The organism is Clostridioides sp. ES-S-0006-03 (assembly GCF_020662275.1).
Classification (GTDB): Bacteria; Bacillota; Clostridia; order Peptostreptococcales; family Peptostreptococcaceae; genus Clostridioides.
This window is the reverse complement of sequence record NZ_JADGMM010000010.1, coordinates 17,324-41,142: the sequence shown is the minus strand read 5'-3', so window position 1 is coordinate 41,142 and position 23,819 is coordinate 17,324. Positions and strand designations below refer to the sequence as shown.

General features: G+C 27.6%; 22 protein-coding genes. 11 read left to right on the top strand and 11 right to left on the bottom strand.

Annotation, left to right across the window (positions count from 1 at the left end):
* The first annotated feature begins 101 nt into the window (after positions 1-101).
* Together IR151_RS13845 and IR151_RS13840 are read left to right on the top strand one after the other, a co-directional pair.
* Positions 102-785, top strand: coding sequence for an ABC transporter ATP-binding protein (locus tag IR151_RS13845; RefSeq protein WP_227435330.1), 684 nt, complete (start codon positions 102-104; stop codon positions 783-785).
* The gene (locus tag IR151_RS13840; protein WP_227435328.1) at positions 782-3,442 is read left to right on the top strand and encodes an ABC transporter permease; all 2,661 of its coding nucleotides are present in this window, start codon (positions 782-784) and stop codon (positions 3,440-3,442) included. Before IR151_RS13845 ends, IR151_RS13840 begins: the two co-directional genes overlap by 4 nt.
* Before the next feature lie 129 nt (positions 3,443-3,571).
* On the opposite strand, the gene IR151_RS13835 is transcribed toward IR151_RS13840, so the two are convergent.
* From IR151_RS13835 to IR151_RS13820, 4 genes are all read right to left on the bottom strand, one after another.
* Complete coding sequence (locus IR151_RS13835) at positions 3,572-4,753, bottom strand: sensor histidine kinase (RefSeq protein ID WP_227435326.1); 1,182 nt, start codon at positions 4,751-4,753, stop codon at positions 3,572-3,574.
* Positions 4,753-5,415, bottom strand: a complete 663-nt coding sequence (locus tag IR151_RS13830) for a response regulator transcription factor (RefSeq protein ID WP_227435324.1) — start codon at positions 5,413-5,415, stop codon at positions 4,753-4,755. The genes IR151_RS13835 and IR151_RS13830 overlap by 1 nt, the downstream gene beginning before the upstream one ends.
* A 114-nt stretch (positions 5,416-5,529) precedes the next feature.
* Positions 5,530-5,727 (bottom strand): hypothetical protein, encoded by a 198-nt coding sequence (locus IR151_RS13825; protein ID WP_227435321.1) that lies wholly within the window; start codon positions 5,725-5,727, stop codon positions 5,530-5,532.
* 161 nt (positions 5,728-5,888) lie between these two features.
* Positions 5,889-6,527 (bottom strand): TetR/AcrR family transcriptional regulator, encoded by a 639-nt coding sequence (locus IR151_RS13820; RefSeq protein ID WP_227435320.1) that lies wholly within the window; start codon positions 6,525-6,527, stop codon positions 5,889-5,891.
* Between the two features lie 166 nt (positions 6,528-6,693).
* Here IR151_RS13820 and IR151_RS13815 point away from each other — a divergent pair, with 166 nt between their 5' ends.
* The 5 genes from IR151_RS13815 to IR151_RS13795 all read left to right on the top strand — a co-directional run bounded on the left by IR151_RS13815 (position 6,694) and on the right by IR151_RS13795 (position 10,787).
* A complete protein-coding gene (locus tag IR151_RS13815) occupies positions 6,694-7,302 on the top strand; it encodes an MBL fold metallo-hydrolase (RefSeq protein ID WP_227435317.1) in 609 nt (202 codons plus the stop codon).
* 97 nt (positions 7,303-7,399) lie between these two features.
* The gene (locus tag IR151_RS13810) at positions 7,400-8,131 is read left to right on the top strand and encodes a helix-turn-helix transcriptional regulator (protein WP_413927366.1); all 732 of its coding nucleotides are present in this window, start codon (positions 7,400-7,402) and stop codon (positions 8,129-8,131) included.
* 101 nt (positions 8,132-8,232) lie between these two features.
* Positions 8,233-8,991 (top strand): ABC transporter ATP-binding protein, encoded by a 759-nt coding sequence (locus IR151_RS13805; RefSeq protein ID WP_227435315.1) that lies wholly within the window; start codon positions 8,233-8,235, stop codon positions 8,989-8,991.
* A gap of 3 nt (positions 8,992-8,994) precedes the next feature.
* Positions 8,995-9,735: an ABC transporter permease gene (locus tag IR151_RS13800; RefSeq protein ID WP_227435306.1), complete on the top strand. Its 741-nt coding sequence runs from the start codon at positions 8,995-8,997 to the stop codon at positions 9,733-9,735.
* The gene (locus tag IR151_RS13795; protein ID WP_227435304.1) at positions 9,735-10,787 is read left to right on the top strand and encodes an ABC transporter permease; all 1,053 of its coding nucleotides are present in this window, start codon (positions 9,735-9,737) and stop codon (positions 10,785-10,787) included. Before IR151_RS13800 ends, IR151_RS13795 begins: the two co-directional genes overlap by 1 nt.
* A 129-nt stretch (positions 10,788-10,916) precedes the next feature.
* On the opposite strand, the gene IR151_RS13790 is transcribed toward IR151_RS13795, so the two are convergent.
* Both IR151_RS13790 and IR151_RS13785 read right to left on the bottom strand, forming a co-directional pair.
* Complete coding sequence (locus IR151_RS13790) at positions 10,917-11,576, bottom strand: CatA-like O-acetyltransferase (RefSeq protein ID WP_227435303.1); 660 nt, start codon at positions 11,574-11,576, stop codon at positions 10,917-10,919.
* Positions 11,569-12,147, bottom strand: coding sequence for a TetR/AcrR family transcriptional regulator (locus IR151_RS13785; RefSeq protein ID WP_227435300.1), 579 nt, complete (start codon positions 12,145-12,147; stop codon positions 11,569-11,571). Before IR151_RS13785 ends, IR151_RS13790 begins: the two co-directional genes overlap by 8 nt.
* A gap of 344 nt (positions 12,148-12,491) precedes the next feature.
* Here IR151_RS13785 and IR151_RS13780 point away from each other — a divergent pair, with 344 nt between their 5' ends.
* Entirely contained in the window at positions 12,492-14,570 is a 2,079-nt protein-coding gene (locus IR151_RS13780) for a penicillin-binding transpeptidase domain-containing protein (RefSeq protein ID WP_227435298.1), read from the top strand.
* 428 nt (positions 14,571-14,998) lie between these two features.
* Here IR151_RS13780 and IR151_RS13775 read toward each other — a convergent pair whose 3' ends face one another.
* Together IR151_RS13775 and IR151_RS13770 are read right to left on the bottom strand one after the other, a co-directional pair.
* Complete coding sequence (locus IR151_RS13775) at positions 14,999-16,801, bottom strand: BlaR1 family beta-lactam sensor/signal transducer (RefSeq protein ID WP_227435296.1); 1,803 nt, start codon at positions 16,799-16,801, stop codon at positions 14,999-15,001.
* A 2-nt stretch (positions 16,802-16,803) separates the two neighbouring features.
* On the bottom strand, positions 16,804-17,190 hold the full coding sequence (locus IR151_RS13770) for a BlaI/MecI/CopY family transcriptional regulator (protein ID WP_227435294.1): 387 nt from the start codon (positions 17,188-17,190) through the stop codon (positions 16,804-16,806).
* A 261-nt stretch (positions 17,191-17,451) separates the two neighbouring features.
* On the opposite strand from IR151_RS13770, the gene IR151_RS13765 reads away from it, so the two are divergent.
* The 3 genes from IR151_RS13765 (at position 17,452) to IR151_RS13755 (ending at position 19,415) form a co-directional block, all read left to right on the top strand.
* The gene (locus tag IR151_RS13765; protein WP_227435291.1) at positions 17,452-18,129 is read left to right on the top strand and encodes a flavodoxin family protein; all 678 of its coding nucleotides are present in this window, start codon (positions 17,452-17,454) and stop codon (positions 18,127-18,129) included.
* A gap of 11 nt (positions 18,130-18,140) precedes the next feature.
* Positions 18,141-18,566 carry a MarR family transcriptional regulator gene (locus IR151_RS13760; RefSeq protein ID WP_227435289.1) on the top strand — a complete coding sequence of 142 codons (426 nt, stop codon included), beginning with the start codon at positions 18,141-18,143 and terminating at the stop codon, positions 18,564-18,566.
* 69 nt (positions 18,567-18,635) lie between these two features.
* The gene (locus IR151_RS13755; protein WP_227435288.1) at positions 18,636-19,415 is read left to right on the top strand and encodes an EFR1 family ferrodoxin; all 780 of its coding nucleotides are present in this window, start codon (positions 18,636-18,638) and stop codon (positions 19,413-19,415) included.
* Between the two features lie 155 nt (positions 19,416-19,570).
* On the opposite strand, the gene IR151_RS13750 is transcribed toward IR151_RS13755, so the two are convergent.
* From IR151_RS13750 to IR151_RS13740, 3 genes are all read right to left on the bottom strand, one after another.
* Positions 19,571-20,194 carry a uracil-DNA glycosylase family protein gene (locus tag IR151_RS13750; RefSeq protein ID WP_227435286.1) on the bottom strand — a complete coding sequence of 208 codons (624 nt, stop codon included), beginning with the start codon at positions 20,192-20,194 and terminating at the stop codon, positions 19,571-19,573.
* Between the two features lie 302 nt (positions 20,195-20,496).
* Positions 20,497-22,971 (bottom strand): FtsX-like permease family protein, encoded by a 2,475-nt coding sequence (locus IR151_RS13745; RefSeq protein ID WP_227435283.1) that lies wholly within the window; start codon positions 22,969-22,971, stop codon positions 20,497-20,499.
* Positions 22,972-22,973: 2 nt separating this feature from the next.
* Entirely contained in the window at positions 22,974-23,642 is a 669-nt protein-coding gene (locus tag IR151_RS13740; RefSeq protein ID WP_227435280.1) for an ABC transporter ATP-binding protein, read from the bottom strand.
* Positions 23,643-23,819: the final 177 nt, after the last annotated feature.

Genomic DNA, 23,819 nt, shown 5'->3' with positions numbered 1-23,819 from the left:
TTGAAAAAAGTATTTTAAGAGAGAGTCAACATTTAGTTTGAAGTGTCACTATAATGTCATTTTGGATTGCTAAACTTTAACTATAAAGGAGATGATTATATATGGAAATACTAAAATGTGAAAATTTAACAAAGACATATGGCTCAAATCAAACTATGGTGACGGCTCTTAATAATTTGAATTTATCAGTTCAAAAAGGTGATTTTGTATCCATAGTAGGAGCCTCTGGTTCTGGAAAATCTACATTACTCCATATGCTTGGAGGAGTAGATAGACCTACATCTGGAAAAATTTATATTGAAGATACTGAGATAGCAAGCTTAAAAGAAGAAGCATTGGCAATTTTTCGACGCAGAAAAGTAGGGCTTATATATCAATTTTATAATCTTATACCTACTCTTGATGTTAGAAAAAATATATTATTACCAATGTTACTTGATAAGAGGAAAGTGGATGAAGATAGGTTTTCGGAAATTGTATCTACCTTGGGATTAACTGATAGGCTAAAACATCTTCCAGGTCAACTTTCAGGTGGGCAACAGCAAAGAGTAGCTATAGCTAGAAGTTTAATATATAGACCAGCTATTTTATTAGCAGATGAACCAACAGGTAATCTTGATAGAAAAAATTCTGAAGAAATTGTAGATTTACTAAACTTATCAAATAAACGATTTAATCAAACAATACTTCTTATTACTCATGATGAAAAAATAGCATTAGAAGCAAATCGCATTATAACTATGGAAGATGGTATGATAGTTTCTGAAAAGGTGGTGAAGAAATGAATATTCTTCAAGAATACACCTTAGATTTTGTACGTCGTAATAAGCGTAGTAGTATAGCTATAATATTGGCTATATTACTTACTACAACTATGATGTCTTCTTTATGTGGATTATTATATACAATGTGGAGTGATTTTATAAGACTTTCAGTTGAGAAAGAAGGTAATTGGCATGGAGAATTATTTGATGAAACTCATGGAAGTGACTTATCATTAATTGAAAATTTCTCTTCAGTTGATGATGTGATGATTAAAGGACCATGGTATGTAGGTAAAATTAATGATGATAAAAGGGATTACATAATTTATAGAAATGCCACATCAGAATATTGGAATTCTATGCCAGAAAAAGACACTATACTAGAGGGGCGTCGACCAAATAATGCTAATGAAATTGCACTCTCAAAACAATATTTTGAAAGTAATCCAAATGTAAAAGTTGGTGATAAGATTACTATCCCAATAGGAGATAGGGTTTTAAATGAAAATTATATTGTACCTACAGCACCAACAGCAAAAGGTGAAAGTTTTAGAAAGATTTCAGAAACTGTGTTGACAATAGTAGGGAAAATAGATGTTACTACTTCATCAGTTGTACCTGCATATACAGCTCTTGGTTATCTTGATAGAGCAAGTATAAAGCCTAGTGATAATATTACTGTATATTTGCGATTTAAAAATATTAGAGATACATATAAAGAGCTTCCAAAGCTTGCTAAATCATTAGGATGGAAAATGAATGAATATGGAAAATACAATCTTAAGTATAATAGTAATTATCTTTTAAAGATGTTAGTCTTTTCTCCAGAACAGAAAGCATCTATGAACAGTATAGAAAAATTTTCAACACCTCTTATGTATTTAACAATAGCAATCTTTACAGTGGCTGTATTTGTAATGGTGATTTATAATGCTTTTGCATTATCAGCAAATGCTAGACTTACTCAATTGGGCATACTAGCTAGCATTGGAGCATCTCCAAAGCAGATTAAAAAGTCTGTAGTTTTTGAAGGTTTTTTATTGACAATTATCCCTTTACCTATAGGCTTATTTTTAGGGTGGGCATTGTGTAATGGCCTTGTAAGTTATATTAATTCAGTAAATATTAATATTGATAATCAACAGGTAATCTTTACTTATGGTATTCCTGCTTTCTTACCAGCTGTTTTACTTACAATAATAACAGTATGGGTTTCCGCACTGATACCAGCACGTAGAGTATCAAAACTAGCACCTATAGAAGCAATCAGACAAGGTGATAGTGTTAAAATTAAAAGTTCTAATAAATACTCATTAACAAGGTTATTTGGTATAGAAGGAGAACTTGCAGTAAATGCGCTTCGTGCCCGTAAAAAATCTTATCGTACTGCAACAATATCTTTAACACTTTCTTTTTTATTATTGACAAGCTTTCTAAATATAATTGCATGTCAAAAAGGTGCAGAGAGTGTTTATGGTAGTGATATTTATGCGAGTCAAAGGGATATATCATTGTATTTGGAAAATAGTGAACCTACAGAAAAACAGTTTTTAGAGCAATTAAACAATACACAAGGTGTAGAGAGTTCATTATATTATCTAAAAATGTCTGCAGCAACTTGGTTAACTGAAAAAGATGCTTCAAAAGAGCTTGCAAAGAGTGGAGGATTTAAAAATATAGTTTCAGCTAAAAAATATTCTCCTATAGAACGTGATGGTAAGTTTCGTATCACTTCAACTATGATTGGACTTGATGATGAGAGTTTTGCAAAATATTGCAAACAACTTTCTATAGACCCTAAACCATATTATGATACAAAAAATCCAATTTCAATTGTATATAATCGTGAGGAAGATGTTGAGCGTAGTACACGTAGGGATAAAGTATATATAGATTATTTAAATCTTTCTGTAGGAGATAACATTACATTGAATGAAAAAGTATATGATGAAGATGAGGGAAATTATACTTTTAACATGAAAGTAGGAGCTATTACAGATACACTTCCACAAATAGCAGAAAGGCTTGGTAGATACACACTAATTCAAGTAGTACCAATGTCTACAGTACAAGATATGTCTAAAAATTACCATGAAAATCGTAGATTAAAATCAAATAGGATAACAGGGCTATTTAAAATAGATAATCATGATAATATTTCTAAAGTAAGAAAAGAGTTTGAATCTATTTGCAACCAATATTATGGGTCAGGTGATTATAGGATTAATGATGTTGTAGAAAATGAAGAGTTAAGTGATAGTGGACAAATAACTATGAATTTAATAGTAGGATTTATTACAGCATTGTTAGCTGCAATTGGTTTATCAAATGTATGGGCGACTGTTTCAGGGAATCTTAGAAGTAGGCGACAAGAATTTGCTATGTTACGTTCTGCAGGATTGTCTCCAAATGGCATGAAAAAGATGATTATCTTAGAAGGATTATTTTTTGGTCTTACACCATTATTACTCAGTATTCCTGTGCAAATAGCTATATTGTATGCTTTCATCCATATAAATGAAATAAGTTTTATGGAGTACTTATTATTTGCACCAATATCCATAGTGACGAGTTTTACCATATTGATACTTATTGTAGTAATAGCATCGTATATTATGGGATGTAAACAATTAAATAATGAAAACATAGTAGAATCTATAAAAAATGAGACAATATAAACAAGATTTATTTGAATATTTTTTAAAAGCAACTTTAAATAATATTGTGTGTAAGTTATAAATAATGTATAAATGATAAATAAGATATAATGTAACTGGATTATAGGTGTTTTCCTATAATCCAGTTTTTTATGTATAAAACTTAATTATGAATCTTGCACCGCCATGATGACAATTTTCTGCATGTATAGTACCATTTTGATTTTCGATAATAGACTTTGATAGAGCAAGACCTATACCAATGCTGTATTTGCTAGCATTTTTACCACGATAAAATCGATTAAAAATATATGGCAGGTCTTCTTGAGCAAAACCTTTACCATTATCTTCTATAATAATTTCAATGTATAGAGGGTTTTTACTATAATAAGCAACAATCTGTCCACCATCTCCTACATGTTCACTACAGTTTTTAAGAATATTTAAAAGAGCTTCCAAAGTCCAGTTAATATCAATGTTAAATTCTACAAACGAAGAGTCTTCAATAAGAAATGTCTGGTTTTTTTCTTTTAAAATTTCTTCTATAGGTTCAACTGCATGAGTAAGAAGAGAATGGACATCTATAAGCTTACTTTCAAATATTAAAGTACTTGCATCTAACTTTGACAAAGTAAGTAAGGATGACACCAATCTTTCTAATCTTAATATTTGATTTGTAAGTCTGTTGAGGTAATCTATTTCTTCATCTGGACAACTTTCTGTAAGTAACTGTGCCATGAGCGACATAGAAGTAATTGGAGTTTTAAGTTGATGTGCGATATCTGCAAGATTATCTGAAAGAGTTTGTCTTTCTTTTAAAGCAAATTCTTTTGAGCAACGAAGTTCTCCCACAGTTTTGTATATCTCGTCTTCAAGATGTGAAAACTCATCTTCACAACGTAAAAGTACAGATTCTTTTCCTAAATTTACTTCTTCTAAATAGCTAGTAAGCATATTTATTCTATTCATATTTTTTCTTTTTTCTCTATGCTGAATTACAAACATAACTATAGCCATTGTTGACACTATAATAAAGGACACTATCATGAAATAAAAAAAGTTTTTATACCAAAATGTATTTTTAGTATAACCATGTTTTAATAAAATCTCATTTCCCACATTAAAGTCATGAGAATCTGAATTTTTTAGTGATTCTAAAATATGTTCTGTAGATTTAGGATTAAGTTGATAGGATGTACCAATGGTTTTAGCTATCATATTGTATTCTTCAGAAGAAGTTACAGTTGTTAGAATTATACTTAACAAAATAGTAATAACTAAACAGAATACTATAAAAACAACAGTATTATTGATATATTTTTTTATTTTCACTAGCTGTCCTCCATTCTGTATCCTATACCTCTCAAGGTTTTTATACAGGATGGATTTTTTAGTTTTTCTCTAAGTCGCTTTATTGTAACAGTAAGAGTATTATCATTTACAAAGTTGCCATCTATATCCCAGAGCATTTCTAATAGTTTTGCACGAGTAAGTGCTTTATTTTTATTCTCCATTAGACTTAGGAGTAGTTTGTATTCTCCTGCTGTCAAAGAGATTTCAATATTGTCCAAATATACTTTGACTTCATCTTTATTCAATCTTATATTTTCACATGTAAGAGTGCTAGTAGTGTTAGAATGAGTACGTCTAAGTACGGCATTAATTCTAGATTGAAGTACTGAAAGTAAGAATGGCTTAACCACATAGTCGTCTGCACCCATATCCAAACCTTGTACAATATCTTTTTCATCATCGCGCACTGTCAAAAATATCACTGGAATATCTCTTATATTTTTAACATATTTACAAAATTCATATCCAATCCCATCAGGTAAATTTAAATCAAGTAGAATTAAATTGATATCTTTGTCAAATTTTTTCTTAGCTTCAGTGATTGTACTATAACAACAAACTACATGGTTTTTCTTTTCTAGGGAAGCTTTTATCCCAAATGCAATTGTATCATCATCTTCTAAAAGAAGTATTTTTGCCATTTATTTTCAGTCCTTTCATTTAAAAGAAATTATAGTGTAAAAATATGGTTATCAGCATAAATAACTAACTGCTTGTGTGATATTGAATATTCAGTTACCAAACTGGAATTTGTTTTAATCTTTACTATTGCTCTTTTCTATAATAGTTCCAAGACCAGCTCCTACTATCATTCCAAATACTAATCCATAACACATAGATATTCCAGTTTTTCCTTGAGAGATACCAATCGCAAAACCGATAGCAATACCAATACCTGCACCTATAAACATAAATAAAGTAACATAACTATTTCTTTTATCTTTTTCTTCCATACACAGCCCTCCAACGTAAATTTCTATTTATACAGATATTATACAGATACACAAAATCATACACAATGGAAATCCTTGTTCTACAACAAAGTTATCATTTTATCCTCTAGATTATCCTGCACAGAAAATAAAATTCCTGTCAAAAAACTTATAAATTAAAACTACGCTTTAAGTGAATCTATCAAAAGACCAAGAGTGGTTTCAATAAATTTTTTTTCTTCTATATTAAAATTGTTGAGATACGATTTTCCTGTTATAGATAATAAATTAAAAAATCCTGTAAGTGTAAATATTGATGAATACATAAGAGTGGGTATCTCAATATCTGACCTAATACTTCCATCAACTTTTCCTATTTCAAATAGTTCTTGTATTTCTTCAAACATAAATTTATTGAAAGAAAAAAACTTTTCTTTAAAAGGTATCTCTAAGTCTGAGTTTTTAGATTGTACAAGTCCAATCATTCCCATTAAAGCTAATAAAGAAGGCTCTTTACAGTAGAATTTATGAAATGCAGAATATGAAAATTTTAATCTTTCAAATCCAGTTTTACCTCTTGAACTTTCTATTTTAACACTATCCCAAAGTCTTTTATACCCTCTTAGTACAACAGCAAAAAACAAATCTTCCTTGCATGAGAAATATTTATATATAGTACGTTTTGTATATTCTGTTTCCTTTGCTAGTTCATTCATAGAGGTGTTATCAAATCCATTAAGACAAAATAATTTTTCTGCTTTGACAACAATTTCATTTTCTCTTTGGATTTTTTCTTTATCTCTTTTTGATAATTCTGGCATATAAAACACTCCTTTTTACTGATTCCATTGATAAAATAGTATACTAGTGGTATACTTATATAACAACGGTATACTATTGCGAATAAAATTAATGTAAAGCACTATAATTTATTATAACTTTACTAATTAATTATATAGGTAAAATATAAAAAAGGGGGATTTATTTATGCAAATAAAAGAAAATATCTTGTTGTTAGATAGTACTCGTGGTGCAAATTGTTTTATTGTGTTTGATGAAGAGATTACATTGATAGATACAGGACTTCCTTTTATGGGGAATGGTATAATTAAAGAATTAAAAACATTTGGGATTCAACTAACTGATATTAAGCATATTTTACTGACTCATCATGATGTTGACCATATGTCTAATATTAAGTTATTGAAAGAATATACAGGAGCAAAAGTGTGGGCTCATATGGAAGATATCCCATTTATTATAGGAGAGAAGGATAGACCTGGATTCAAAAAATTTATTGGAAAGACAATTGCAAAAAGAATTATTAAAGATATAGAGCCTTATAGAGACAATATGCAAGTTGGAAATATAAAAATTATTCATACACCAGGACATACACCAGGACATGTTTGTATGCTTTTTGAAGATGTTTTGTTTGCAGGAGACTTAGTTAAGAATAAGAACGGAAATATAATTCCATATCCTAATCTGTGGAACTGGGACTCTGAAAAAATGATGAAATCTGTAAATGAGTTAGAAAATTTAAAATACAACTGGATATGTATGTCTCATGGAAGCCCTTGTACTAAAGAATAAAAATAATAACTTATGATACATTATTTAAAATAATAACTATTGACTATATACAACGTTGGTGATAGTATAATATCCAAGATAGAGTATAAGGTGGTGAATTTTTCTGATACGTACTTTAATTTTATATTATTTAAATATTAAGCCAACACATGGATATGAAATTCAAAAATTTTTACAAGTTTCTGGTGCAGATAGATGGACCAAAATACAATCTGGTTCAATCTACTATGCTTTGACAAAGTTAGAAAAAGATGGATTAGTTAGAGTTTTGAGAGAAGAAAAAAATGGTGCTAGAATTCGTAAGATTTATGAGATTACACAAAGTGGTAAAGTGGAGCTAAGAGAAGAATTACAAAAAGAACTGCAAATGCCTATAGTTCCAATAGGTTCAAATAAGTTTTTGTTGTATAATATTTTAGATGTATTACCAAGAGATACTATACAAACCAATCTTGAAAAGCATATAAAGCATCTGATAGAGCAGAAAAAGTATTGGGAAAACTGGAAAGAAATTAAAAAGATTGATAAAAAAAGCCTTCCAACAGAAAAAATTGCCTTTGATATGACAATTGATAATTTGAATTATCAAATACTATGGCATGAGGAAATACTAAATAATATTGATAAGTACATATCTGTTGGTTATGAAACACAGAACGTCATTAAATCTATAGATTTTTCAAATATAGAAGAAGACTTTTTATTTGCAAATGAGGCAACAAGTGAACTATTAGAGGTTCAAAAACTCAGAGATGAAATAATTAATAATCCAGACAAAGCTATAGAAAATATAGATAAAATAATACTAAAATTACAAAATAAAAAATAAGTTTATTCATAATAACACGGGTCAAAGACTCGTGTTTTAAAAAAACAATATATACAACATTGGATATATAATATTGGTTAAAATATTAGGAGGTTTTATAAATGGAAAATGTACTATTAGAGATTGAAAAGTTATCTAAAAGATATAAAAATAAGGAAGTTGTATCAAGGGAGAGTTTTAAAATACTAGAAGGGGACATTTTAGGTTTTATTGGGCCAAATGGAGCAGGAAAAAGCACCTCTATTAATATGTTTACTACGATTGTATCTCCAGATAGTGGAGATATATATTATAAAGGTAAAAGTATCAAAAATCAGCAAAATGTTTTTAAAAGTGCTATTGGTGTTGTGCCACAAGAGCTGGCAATATATGAAGATTTAAGTGCATATGATAATGTTAAATTCTTTTGTTCATTGTATGGTTTTAGAGGAAACGAACTCAAATCTCGAACTAAAGAAGCCTTAGAGTTTGTTGGACTTTGGGGTAGACACAAAGAACTTCCATCAAAATTTTCTGGAGGAATGAAACGCAGATTAAATATAGCTTGTGCAATCGCACATAGTCCTAAAATTCTCATTATGGATGAGCCAACAGTTGGAATTGACCCTCAATCGAGAAATAAAATTATGGAAGCAATTAAAACGATTAATAAGAATGGTACAACAATTATTTACACTAGTCACTATATGGAGGAAATAGAAGCTTTATGTAATAGGATTGTTTTAATTGACAAAGGAGTAATTTTAGAAGACTTAGATAAGAGCGTATATAAAGATAAGTATTTAAAACTTGGTTTCAAGACCTTGGAGGATATTTTTTTATATCTTACAGGTACAAATTTGAGAGATTTGGAGGAATAATATATGAGATATTTTTTACCATTGTTTAGATTAGGAATAAAGAGAAGAAGTAAAGATTTTTTTATTTTATTTTATAATATTGTTTTTCCATTAATAACCATAATGTTATTAGGATATTTAACATCAAAATCTTATGGAACAGAATTTACATCATATAACTATTATACTATTGTCACAATACCATTTTGTGTACTTATGGGAATTATTAGTGTTTCATATGCGTCACAAGATGAGAAAATTTCTAGTACATCATATCGTTATATGATTTCTCCTATTTCTATAACAGCACTAGTACTTTCAAAACTTTTTTCTTGTACAATTATACTTTCACTGTGCAATGTAATAACTTTAATGATAATAAAAAGTGTTTTTCAGATAAGTTTTGGTGGAAATTTTTTAGTTATTATTTTTCTTTTAGTGTGTGAATCAACTGTAGTATCAGCTATAGGTTTATTTTTAGGTCTTGCATGCAAAACCTTAGATATACTACGTAATATCATTAATATACCAATAGTGATTTTTGGTTTCTTAGGAGGAGTATTTTTTCCAGTTAGTTCATTAAACCCAATTGTTTCATTAGCAATTAATATATCACCATTGACTTGGGTCAATAGGAGTATAGTTACTTGTATTTATGATAATAATTTTCAACCTATTTTTTATATATCATCTATATTTGTAATGATAAGTATTTTAATTACAGTACTTACAGTTAAATTTTTTAAAAAGGAGGCATTTATATAGTGAACTTAATAGGTATTTTTAATAATAATTTTAAAAGAAATATAAATAAAAAATCAGGATTTTTAGTAACACTCTTATTTCCAATAATTATAGTAATACTTGGAGTAATGGCAAACTACATAAGTAAACCATCTTTTAATATTGGTATTTTAAGTGAGTATAAAAATGAGCAAGTTTTAAATGAATCTGAAAAGAATATTTATACAGATATGGTTAAGGCATTAAAAAGTACTCAAGGAATTGATGTTGAAACTGCAGATTTTAAAACAGTTAAAACTGATATTATAACTGGAAAATATTCTGCTGTTATATATTTTAATAAGGGTAATTTCGAACTTTATTCTATAAAAGATAAAAGTACAAATAATATATTAGAGTATTTAATAGAATCATATAAAGAAGATTCAACACCTATAAATATAAGTAAACTACAAGAAAATACATTAGGGGTTTTGCAAAGAATAATTGCTTTTATTGTATTATTTTTAATGATAACATCTACTATTACAGCATCAATGATTATTAAAGATAAGAATTCAGGTACATTTACAAGAATATTATATTCACCACAAAATATAAGAGGATATGTGTTAGGGAATATGCTATATAACTTTGCAATCACATATTTTCAATATCTAGTTTCTATAACTATTATTAAATTATTTAATATTGATATTAGTATCAGTTATATAAATTTACTTTTAATGGGTGTATGGATATCGGCTTTGGCAACTTCTTTTGGAACATTTGTATCTTCCTTGTTTAATAAAGAGATGTATGCAAATTTATTTGCTACTGGTATATCTCTTATATTATCACTTGCTGGTGGTTCATTTATTCCAATTGATAAAATGCCTACTATGTTGCAAAATATGAGTATCATAAGTCCTATACGATGCTTTATAAGTATTTCCACTTACATGGAAGATGGGAAAGGATGGTTTTCTAATATGAACTATATTTATATTTTAACAGCAATAATAGTAGCTTTAATTTTGTTAACTGTGGGATGCACTAAAAGAGTAAAATATTTAAATAAAATTGAGAACTAAATAAAATTAAAGAAAAAATAAATAGTTATAATTAAAATAAGTAAACAATCACATTATCCTATCAGTGCAATGTGATTGTTTATCCTAGATTATAAATATTATAATACATGGTTATAATACAGATGTTTTTTAGAATAGCCATGTATCAGTATTAAAGCACATTTTTTGTATATCATCAATAAAACAACTTACATGGTATCCATCAGTAGCTGCATGATGTACTGTTATAGAAAGAGGGAGAAGTATTTTTTCATCTTTTTGATGATACTTACCTGATTCAACTGTAGGGAAATAATAATTTTCAAGACCATGATTATGTACAGTAAAGCTTTTAAAACTAATCCATGGAAGACATGAAACAGTATAGCAATTTTTTGGAGGATTAGGTTTTGCTAAAAAACCATAATTTTTTCCATATTGTTCAACATCATTTAAGTAACTCTTATAGAATATTGAAAAATCTTTATTGTATTCTGTCCATATTGATGAAAAAGTTTTATTATCATCATGAAAAATTGCATAGAATGGAGTTAAAGTATCCCAATATCCTAGTTCATTTTCATCATATGCAATCTTTAGTTCTTTATATCGATTTAAACAAGTTGTTACTATATATAGATATGCTGGATAAAATTTGATATTTTTCTTTTTCGTTTCATCAAGTAAATGAGTAATATCTATTTCTATAGTTAAATCAAATCCTACATTTGTCATCTTTGAAAAATAATAAAAATGTGTATATCGTTCCCAGTTTTGTAAGTCAATTTTATGGAATTGTTGTTTATTCATATAAAATCACCATATCCTTTATAAGATTTATTTGATTATCAATATCGTTATCTGTAAGTATTAAAACAGGTGCGGATGTCTTCATACTATCAAACAAGAACATTATGTGTGTTGCAAGTATTGTAGAATTACATTTTTTAAATTCATTTTTAGATTGTCCATAATCTATTAACTTCGAAAGTATTGTAATAGCTGAGTTATATCTTTTGTTCATATAATCATGCTGGTCTTTTTCTACAAAAGCAAATTCATGGATTGCAAAATCTAGTCCAGAATATTCACTTTGTATTTCTGACTTTTGTTGATTAAGAAAATACTCTAACATTTGCCTAGCTGATATATTTTCTTTGATACTTTCATCTAATAAATTTTTAGCATTGTCTTTATGAGAATTTAGCATATCAATAAAAATTTCTTTTGTTGAATTAAAATGTCTGTATAGACCACCACGACTTAAATTACATGCTTCACAAACATCTTTCATAGTTACATTACTGTAGCCTTTTTCAGAAAATAACCTTATTGAAGTATCAATAATAAATTGTTTAGTTTGTATTCCCTTTGTTGCCATAGATTTTCCTCCTTTGCGACATGCGTGTCGCTTTTGATTATAAGACACTTATGTCGCTTTGTCAATTTAAATTTATATAGTATAAAACAGTTAGGTGTAAGATAACTTAATTTATTTTAAATTAAGAAAGAAATTTATTAAAGATAGTAATAATAATATTGACTTTTAAAACTTACATATGTAATATATAAATTACTATCAATTATAATATTTAAGATACATATTTTTTATGAGTATATTTAAAAACAATAGACCAATAAAAAAGTATATAATTGATATATTTATGGGCTTATTTTAAATTTAAAGCTTACATATGTAATATATTGAAGAATAAGGGGGTTTGTATGAAAAAAAAGATAAAAACAAAGAAATTACTAATCCTTGGAGCTTTAATCTGTTTAGTTACAGTTATTATTGGTCTTACAATTAATTTTGTATTGAATGGATTTAATAAAATCAAACCAGATGAAGTATTAAAACAGTATATGTCTTTCGCAAATGAAAGACAATATGAAAAAATGTACAATCTATTAGATGAGAAAAGTAAACTAGAAAACAAAAAAGAAGATTTTATCTCTAGAAATAAAAAAATATACGAAGGAATTAGTGCACACAATATAAGTATTGATATTAAGGGCATTAAAAAAGATGAAGATGAAGGTACAAAAATAAATTATGATTCTAAAATAAACACTTTAGCAGGAGAAATCTCATTTTCAAATGAAGTATTGTTGACTAAAGACAAGCAAAAAAACTATAAAATAAGATGGCAGTCAAAAGTTATATTTCCAGAACTTGAAAATGATAATAAGGTTCTAGTATCAACACTTAAAGCTAAAAGAGGAAATATTTTAGATAGAAATGGTGAAGTACTTGCTGGTCAAGGTCTTGCATCTGTTATAGGATTAGTGCCTGGAAAGATGAGTAATAATGTAGAAGACCTAAAAAAACTATCTGATTTACTAGATATACCAGTTGAGAAAATCCAAAAAAAATTAGATGCATCTTGGGTAAAAGAAAACTCAATGGTACCTATAAAAACTATTGAAAAAATAGAAGAAAATCCAGATGGATCTGTAAAAGAAAAAGATAAATCATTACAAGAATCATTACTTAGCATTTCAGGAGTTAAAATATCTAATACAGAGGTAAGAGCATATCCACTAGGTGAAAAAGCTGGTCATTTAACTGGGTATGTTCAAAATGTGAATGCAGAAATATTAAAAGAAAAAAAGGGAAAGAACTACAATGTTAATAGCATAATAGGTAAAATTGGTTTAGAAAGTTTATTGGAAGACAGAATACGTGGTATTGATGGATGTGAGATTATCATAGCTGATAGATATGGAGATAAAAAAGAAACTTTAGCAATTGTTCCAAAGCAAGATGGGGAAGATGTCAAACTGACCATTGATTCGAAGATACAGAGTAAATTATATGACCAGTTGAAAAATGATAAAGGTTGCGCAGTAGTTATGAATCCTAAAACAGGAGAGATTTTATCTCTTGTAAGTAGTCCATCATACAATCCAAATGAATTTATACTAGGTATGTCAGGGGATAGATGGAAGGAACTCAATGAAAATGAAAATAAACCAATGTATAATAGATTTAAAGCCAGACTATGCCCTGGGTCTTCTTTCAAACCAGTTACTGCTGGTATTGGTATAACAACAGGAAAGATTAATCCTAATGAAAATTTTGGACATAGTGGTCTTAGTTGGCAAAAAGATTCTAGTTGGGGAAGTTATAAGGTAACTACATTAAAGGATTATGGAAATACTGTAAATATGAAAAATGCATTGATTTACTCTGATAATATTTACTTTGCCAAAGCAGCATTAAAAATAGGTGAAAATGTATTATCAAAAGAATTGTTAAAACTGGGATTTGAAGAAAGTATACCATTTGAATTTGGATTAGCTTCTTCAAAATTTGGTACTGACAATAAATTTGATACAGAAATACAATTAGCAGATAGTGGGTATGGTCAAGGTAAAGTACTTGTAAATCCAGTACATATGGCATCAATATATTCAACTTTTGTCAATGATGGAAGTATGATAAGGCCTTATCTTGAATTTAAAGAAAATCCACAGGCTGAATTCTGGAAAAAAGATGTGTTTTCTAAAGAGTCTGTGAAAATTATTCGTGATGATTTAATTCAAGTTATTGAAAATCCAAATGGAACAGGCCATAGTGCTAAAACTGAAGGAGTTACTATTGCTGGAAAAACTGGTACAGCAGAAATTAAAGCATCAAAAGATGATACTACTGGAACAGAGCTTGGATGGTTTAATGCTTTTACAGTTGATGAAAATAGTGACAAACAGTATTTAGCATTAGCTATGGTCGAAGATGTGAAACATCGTGGAGGAAGCCATTATGTTATACCTATTATAAAATCAGTATTTGAAGATTAATATGATGTATTAGAGATTATATTTTTGGCTTATTTTTAGATAAAAGTCAAACTAATAAGAGACTTCACTATATAGTGAAGTTTTTTATTAGTTCAAAAAATAAAATAGTGGCAACAATTGAGGATGTGAGGGAGAGTTGCCACTATTTGTATAGGGTATTATATTATGTTTTTAAGCTAGTTTTACTATCTTCTATGTTTATATAATAAACCTTGTATATGAATTTTATAGAGAATTAATTTGAATATTGTATGAAGTTTTTAAATCTTAAAGAAAAAGTATTAGGTTTTATGTAAATAAATAAAAACTTACATAAATATTTAAACTATTTATAAATAAAATCCCATATTTAGAGTATTTATATAGATATGTGTAAACAAATTACAACCATCAAATTTTTTTATTGTAATTTTAAAAGTATATTTGCATTAATTTGTCTTATATATTTTTTTATCATTTAAAATAGACAATGTTATTTTGGATGCTGTGATACCATTAGAATAATCTTTACTTTGAATGTTTGTTGCAAATAAATAAGTATTTCCATTTTTTTCTACATAGCCTATAAACCAACCATTTACATCTTTTCCATTTATATTAGCAGTACCAGTTTTTCCATAAAGCGATACTCCAGCTTCTTTAGATATCAATAATGAATCTTTTACAATTTTTATATTGTCATCTTTAAATTTAAATTTATTTGTATAAAAATCTTTAAGTAAATTTACCTGTTCAATAGGTGAGATTTTCAAAGAAGATTCTAACCAATAGTTTGATATCCCAGATGAAACATCACAATTTCCATAGTTAATTTTTTTTAGATAAGTTTGTACGTTTTTCATACCATTTTTTTTGTCTAAATCTTGAAAATACCAGTTAACAGAGTTTTCCATAGCAGAAAATAAGTCATGGTCTTTGTTCCAAGAATCATTAGTAGAATACTTCCCATCCCAATGAATGTATGAATTATCTCTTGTTATCACACCATTTTCTAATCCCAACAAAGCACTATAAATTTTATAAGTGGAGTCTGGTGAAATTCTCGTTTTACTTTTTTCTTCATTATAAATATGATACTGATTTGACTCTAAATCATACATTACAAAACTTCCATCAAAACCCTTGAAATACTGACTTAAATCTTCATATAAAGTTTGATTACTTGTAATATTATATTTTTCATTGACATCTGCCATAATGGATAGTGTAGGGCTACTTCCAAATACAATTAAAGCTATTATTGTAAAAATTAAAATACTTTTAAGTTTTAAAGCTTTTGACTCAATTTGGAAATCTGTTATCTTTAATATACGTCTTTTTATTTGCTTTTTTGAACCACCAATATCTGAAGTAAGTGTGAGATTAGATGGTTTTGATAGATTGTCTATAAAATTTATTATGGTATGTCCATATTCTATGTAGCTATTCTCATCAAGTCTTTTTAAAACTGAAATATCACATGCAATCTCACGGTCTAATCTCATTTCTTTAAGTGCATACCAGATAAGAGGATTAAACCAATATAATATTTGGAAAAAACACATTAGATAATTTACTAAAATATCTTTGTTTTTAGAGTGTTGTAATTCATGAAGTAAAATATATCTTATGTCTTTTAAAGATAATTTAGATATAGATTCGCTTGGTAATATAATATGTGGCCTAAAGTATCCAAATGTAATAGGTGTATTTATAATAGATGATTTACATAGTATAAAATTCTTATCTAAACCTATATTTTCTTTACAGTGCTTAAAAAGTGAAAGTATCTCTTCATCTTCTAAAATTTGTACTGATTTTTTTATATTTCCTATTTTAAAATTACAATGAACTGTAATAATTATCATGGTTGTAATTCCAATTATCCATAATGTTAGCAATAAAATATTTAAATTATCGAAATTAGATTGACTCAAAGATACTGAAAAATCTTTTAATGCATTTGAATTATTAATTATACTGTCTGAAGAGTTTTTTACAATAGAAGTATTTGCTGTATTATTTTCAATCTGAGTAAAACTAGATATATAGCTAAATATATTTAAATGATTAATATATTTAAGCGGAATAAATGGGATTATTAACATTATAAGTATCATAAACCCGATATTGTATTGATACATTGCAGAAATATGTTTTTTTAATATTTTTTTAGCAAGCAAAATTATAATAATTAAAAAAGATAAGGTTATTGTGCTAAGCAAGAATCGAATAAAAAATGGAGCATACATACTTACTTATCCTCCTTAGTTTTCCTTTTATCTAAAATATGTCTTAATTCTTCTATATCATCTTCTGATAATTTATCATTCTCTAAAAAATTTAGTACCATAGAATTAAGTGTTCCATTATAAAAGCGATTTAAAAAAGAACTACTTTCTGTAGATACATACTCTTCTTCTTTAACAATTGGAGTATAAACAAAGACTCTGCTATTTTTTTCATATGCCAAAGCTCCCTTTTTAACCAAACGCAACAACATTGTCTGAATAGTCTTAGGACTCCACTTACTTGTTTTTACTAGCTTTTCAATCACTTCATTCGTACTAATAGGAGCATATTTCCAGATGATTTTCATTACTTGATATTCTGCTTCTGAAATCTGTGGTAGTTTTTTCATAAGATACCTCCTTATACTTACATTTGTAATATATAAAGTATATTATCATTAGTTTGCTTTGTCAATTTTTTTAAATAGTTCATTTTTAGTCATCTAGAAAGTACATGTATTTAAATATAAATAGTATTAATTAAGCTGTATATCTATGACTAATTAATCTGTATGTATGGTAAAAAATTAAATATAAGGATTATATTGACAGTTGAAAAAATGGTTGATATACTTATTGTTGATATAACAACTAAAATGGAGGTATAAATTATGATAATTACAGTTATAAATGGAAGCCCTAGAAAAAATGGGGCAACATCAAAGGTTTTGACTCAGTTATGCAAAGATATAAAAAAAATTAAACCAAATGTCAAAATCAATTTTTTTAATCTAAGTGAAGTCAATCCATCATATTGCATTGGTTGTTTAAATTGTTATAAAATAGGTAAGTGTATTAATCAAAATGATAAAGTAGAGTATATTCATGATATAATTACTAAGAGTGATGGCGTTATATTTGGTAGTCCAACTTATGGAAGTAGTGTAACTGGTCTTTTTAAGGTGTTTACAGATAGAGCTCATATGATGTTAGAGCGATTATTGTATCATAAACCATGTATAGCAGTTACAACATATGAAAATGCTCGTGGTTCAAAAGCTATTTCTTTTATGAAATCAATGGTTTTAGATTCAGGAGGTTATGTTTGTGGTCATTTATCTGTAAAGGTTGGATTTAATCAAAATCCTATAGTTGAAAGAGTAGAATCAAAGATACAAAAGGTATCTAAAAAATTTGTTTATTGTATAGAGGAAAAGAAAAATCCACCTGTGTTTTCTCAAATCTACGACTTTATTGCTATGAATATTATTTTAAAGCCAATGGCATTTAAAAATATTGAGCAATATAAAGGAATAATTGATAGATGGGAGGCGCAAGGTATTATTTAGATGGAGGTATTATGAGAGATTTTGAGAAATTATATGAAGTTACAAGTAAGTTAATAAGTACTTCATTGAAAGTAAAAGAAGATTTAAAAAAGATGTTTAAGCAAAATGGGTATGATATAACAACTGATCATTATGCTTTATTAAGATTTCTATGGGAACAAGATGGAATTTCTCAAATAGATTTGTGCGAAAAATCATGTAAGGATAAATCTAATACAACAAGAATTTTAGATGTTATGAAAAATAAAGGCTTGATTGTTCGTAAAGTAGATGTTAAAGATAGACGAAAATTTCAAATATTTTTAACAGATGTAGGCAGAGAATTAGAAGAGCCATTAAATAAAATTGCAGATATATATGCAACAGAGACATTTAAAACTATTTCAGATGAGGAGCTGTCTTTATTTACTGAAGCTTTAGATAAACTCAGTAAATAAGTATAAACTATATTTTAAGAAGTCTTTTTAACTCATTGATGATACAAAACAATAGAAAGAGGGATAGGGATGAGTTCTAAGATTTATTATTTTTCTGGAACAGGAAACTCTTTAGTGGTTTCAAAGACTTTAAAAGAAATGTTAAATGAAAATGGGGAAGTAATACCTTTAGCTATACATAGAAAAGAAAGACATATAGACGTAAATGAAGATATATTGATAATTGTTTTTCCAGTTTATTTCGCTGATGTTCCTGATATAGTAAAGTTTTTTATAGATAAGTTAAATTTTAATAGTAATACTCATATATATGCTATTGCCACTTGCAATGGGGTGGCTGGACACAGTTTATTTACTATAGATAAATTACTTAAGAAAAAGGGTAAAAAATTATCTGCTGGTTTTTTAATTAATATGCCTGGAAATGCTTTGATAACACCTCCAGATGTTGAAGAGGAAAGATTGAGAAGTCAAACTAATAGAGTAGCTGAAGTTGCAAAATGTATCAATAACTTGGAATTTGGAAATATAGAGGGAAAAAACAATTTAAAGTCACATATAGATAGTGTTGTACTTCGTCTAGTAGGTAAAAACATGCAGATTGCCACCACTAAATTTTTTGCAGAAGATAATTGTAATGGGTGCGGAACATGCAAAAGAGTTTGTCCATTAGAAAACATAAGTATAGTTGACAGAAAACCAAAGTGGGGTAATGAGTGTGAAAGATGTTTAGCCTGTTTTCATTGGTGTCCAAAAGAGGCTATTAATATAAAAAAATCGTTTTTGACAGATAGAAAGAAGTATCACCATCCAGATGTTACAGTAAAGGATATATTTTTAGATAAATAGATATGTTTGATTTGTTCAATGATGGACAATATTAAAGGTTAGTGATAAATAATATTAAATAAAAATTTAAATTTACTATAAAAAAAGTACTATAATTATAACTTATGATTTGAAAAGTAGAGTGCCTCAAAGCGTTTTTATGAGGCACTTTTCTATTATTTTATAAGTTCTATCATTTTTTGAATATCTTCTGAGGCCATTTCGAATTTTGATTTTTCAATCAATAAGTTTCCACCAGTCATAATATATGATGGGAATATTCGTAAATTGTCATAATAAAGTTCATTATTACGAAGTTTGTATGTTGAAATAGAAGGAACTGCATTCTTTTTTGTATGTTTTTTAGTAATCATATTGAAAGATTTTTTTGCTACATCTCCCATTAACATTATTACCTTTAGATTACTGAATAATTTAATTTCTTCTTCTAAAATAGGCATGTGCGATTGAATAGTGTCGCGAGTTATTGTATATTCTGATTTAGGTAATTTTACTGCATTGGTTATATATATGCCTAGATTTAAGATATCGTTTATGCTAGATACTTTTATACCTGCATTTTGGAATAAAGGGATTGTATTTTTTAAGTAGTCAGCATGCTCATCTAAACTATAAAAATCATCATTAGGATTACTTGGTACAACTTCGTTAATCATTATAGTTTTTATAGAGTCTGTATCTATTGTTATATTGGGAAGATATGATAAGACTTCATTATCCTCAAAAAGATTATTATTTTTAATAAATTCATTTAAAGTTGATTTTATATTTATCTTCATATGTTTAAGCTCCTTAATTTTAAGCCTTAAATACTATAAAAAGTAATTGTAAAGCAAAAGAATTTTAAAAACATAATAGCACAATAAACATGACAACATAATGTCATGTTTATTAATTAATAACTTATATAAAGAATATCCTTTGAAAAGTTCAATTCTATTTAAAAACATAAAAAAAGACCATAAATAAAGGCGATAGCAATATTTGTGGTCATAAAGATATATAATCAAAAAATCTATAGGATTATAGTTTTAAAAAGATAACTTATTATGTTTTATTTATAGATATTAATTTATTATTATCATTCTATAATATCTATACAATCAATAATATCCATTTTTTTAATTCTCCTTAAAGGAATAAGAGTGGCTATAATACATGCAACTATAGAAACAAGTGTAGCTTGTGAAATCGAAACAATTGGGATATTAGTAAAATCAATTTTTTCTATAGTAGCCATGTTTATTATAATAGCACTGGCATATCCTGCAATTGAACCAAATATAGAAGCAGAGATTCCATAATAACAACCTTCCCATAAAAACATTTTGTATAAACTACTGTTACTCATACCAATAGCTCTCTTAACTCCAATTTCATTAATTCTAGTATTAATGTTTGTATGAGTTGTGTTAATAATGTTTAAAGTACCAATCAAACCTACAAATAGTATAATAGTCCATGCTAAAAATTGTATTTGTTTGAAACTTTCTTTAAGTTGGTTGTCTGATTCAATATACGATATCCAACGAGAACCTGGATTGTTTTTGCAAATTTGTTCAATAGATAATTTTATTTCTTCTAAATTTGATTTATCTTTAGCATAAACATTTATCTGACTGAATCTATTTTTATTTGTTAGGGTGTCATATACAGTATCATATACAATAACATCAATACCATTTAACCAACCATTACCCTGCAAATTAATCATTTTATCTACAGTATTGTATACTTTTAATTGTTTTTTATTAATTGTAATATTATCCTTTGGTTTTAGATTTGTAGCCTTAAATTTTGTATCTGATGTAGAAATAGCAATTGGATTTTTTATAAGACATAGAGAGCCATTTTTGAAATCCTCCAATAAAGAATCTTTTACAGAAGGTATTAATTCTTTAAGAGTTTGTTCATCAACTCCAATAACTTTTAACATTTCAGAACCATTTTTAAAGTTAATATCTGTATTTATTTCCCCTTGTTTATATTCAGAGTATTTGATAAAAGAGGTACGATTGATATTTTTCATGTTAACTATTTTATCTAGCGTAGATTTATCAAAGCCAGGCACTTCATTTATTAAAGAAAAATCTCCTTTTTTTAAGTCACTAACCGATTTGGATACATCTAATACATTAGAAAATTCACTCAGTGCAACAAATACTGTTATACTCATAAATAATGATAGTATAGTTATTATAGTTCTACCTTTATTTCTTTTTAGATTTAGCCATGCTAGATGTCTTTCGAAGTTTTTGATTGGTTTTTCTCGTTTAATCTTAATTTTTCTTTTGATTTTGATAGTGCTACCAGCCATAGCAATTTTAGGAGAAACATGTGAAGCATATATTGCTGATGGTAAAGCCGCAACAAATGAAAATACTAGTGAAATACTAACACTTAATAATAGTGGAATTAAGTATGCTGTTGAATTTCTCTGTATAATCTCAGGCATTTGTTTACTGTCATTTACTAAAAATATATCTGGATTTAAAATATTCGTAACCATCTCAGTTATGCTTTCAGAAGAAACAATTCCAATTATAGCTCCAATAGGTATAGCGATAGCGCATAAAAATAAAATTTGTAAGATAATAATTTTATATAGTTGCCTTGGTTCAGCTCCAATTGCTCTTAAACATCCATACTCTTTGATTTTCTTTGTAACAGAAATTTTTAAAATATTATAGATTACAAGTCCAGAGGCCAGTAGTACTAAGAGTGCAACAAATAAAGATATTATTATAATTATAGACATGCTATCACTATTGGAACTGTTTTTATCTCCTTCAAAGTTAATTCCTAATGTATTTAAATAAACCCAGTTGTATTGAATTGAACTACGAGAAATATTGACTTTTTTGGCTAATTGATTTACAATTTCCTGAAATTTATTTTGTTGCTTTATTTTAAAATCCAATGATGATAAAGCATATCTTTTAGGTAATAGATTTTCTGATGTACCTTTACCTACAACACTATTTACTATTCCACTTGCATAGCCTGTGTAGTCATTTTCTAAAATACCACTTAGTTTAAAATTGGTTTTATAACCATAGGGTTGTTCTGTATCATTTAAGAGTGAGATATTTAAATCCATAGGAATAGTTATACCAAGTTTTGGTTTTATTCCCATAAGTTGTAAGGTGTTTTCATCTAAAGCAATCTCATTTTTATTTTTAGGAAGATTTCCAAACTTTAGTTTCATTAGTTTTGGATAGTTGGAAAGTCCTATTTTATCGTATTCTTTTACAAGTATAGAGATACCTTTATTCTTTATTTTACTAGTACCAAGTGTTGTTGAAAGACCAGCTTGGTAGATTCTATTATCTTTTTTTAGTTTATCAACTTGAGTTTTATTGAGTTGGTGAAAGGATACATGTCTATCACCATTAAAAGAGCGAGCTTGCTCTTTTCTTAAGTTTTGAAGTATGCCAATTGATTGACCTACTACAGTTGTCATTATAGTTGACATTATTATTGCAATAACAATTAATGTAGTCATAAGTTTTTGGTTTTTTAACTCTTTTATTGAAAGTGAAAGGTAATTCTTCATTACTATTTCACCTCCATAAGTACACCATCAATTATTGAAAGCCGTCTGTCAGCAAGCTTTGCAATCCTATCATCATGAGTTATTACTACTAGAGTCTTTTTAAATTGTTTTGATGTTTTAATAAGAAGATTCATAACTTCACTACCACTTTTGCTGTCTAAGTTTCCTGTAGGTTCATCTGCAAATATTACATTTGGCTTTGCAATTAATGCTCTAGCAATAGCAACTCTTTGTTGCTGACCTCCTGAGAGTTCATGTGGAAGATGATGCAATCTATCTGAGATTCCAAGCAATGATGAAATTTCATTTAAGTATTCTTTATCAGGTTGTCTTTTATCTAATAATACAGGCATTGAAATATTTTCTGAAGCTGTCAAAACTGGTAGTAGATTAAACTGTTGAAATACAAATCCAAAACATTTTCTTCTAAGAGTGGAAAGTTCCTTTTCACTATATTTATACATATCTTTCCCATCAAGTAATACCTGCCCAGATGTAGGACTATCTAATCCACTCAAGATATGTAAAAGTGTACTTTTTCCACTTCCAGAAGGTCCAATGATAGAAACAAATTCACCTGAGTTTATTTCTAAATCAATGTTGTTTAATGCAATAACTTTGTTGTTATTAGAACCATATATTTTTGATAGTTGTTTTGCTTTTATAATCATAAAAAACACACTCCTTTTTTGTATAAGAAGAGTGTAAGTCATAAAACTCAATTTTCTCTCAACTTTTATACAATTATATAAATAAAAGTAAATTATAGACAAAAAGGATATAAATATATTTGAAATACTGTGTTAAAAAATAAGATAGATAGACTTATCTATATCTATTATTTTGAA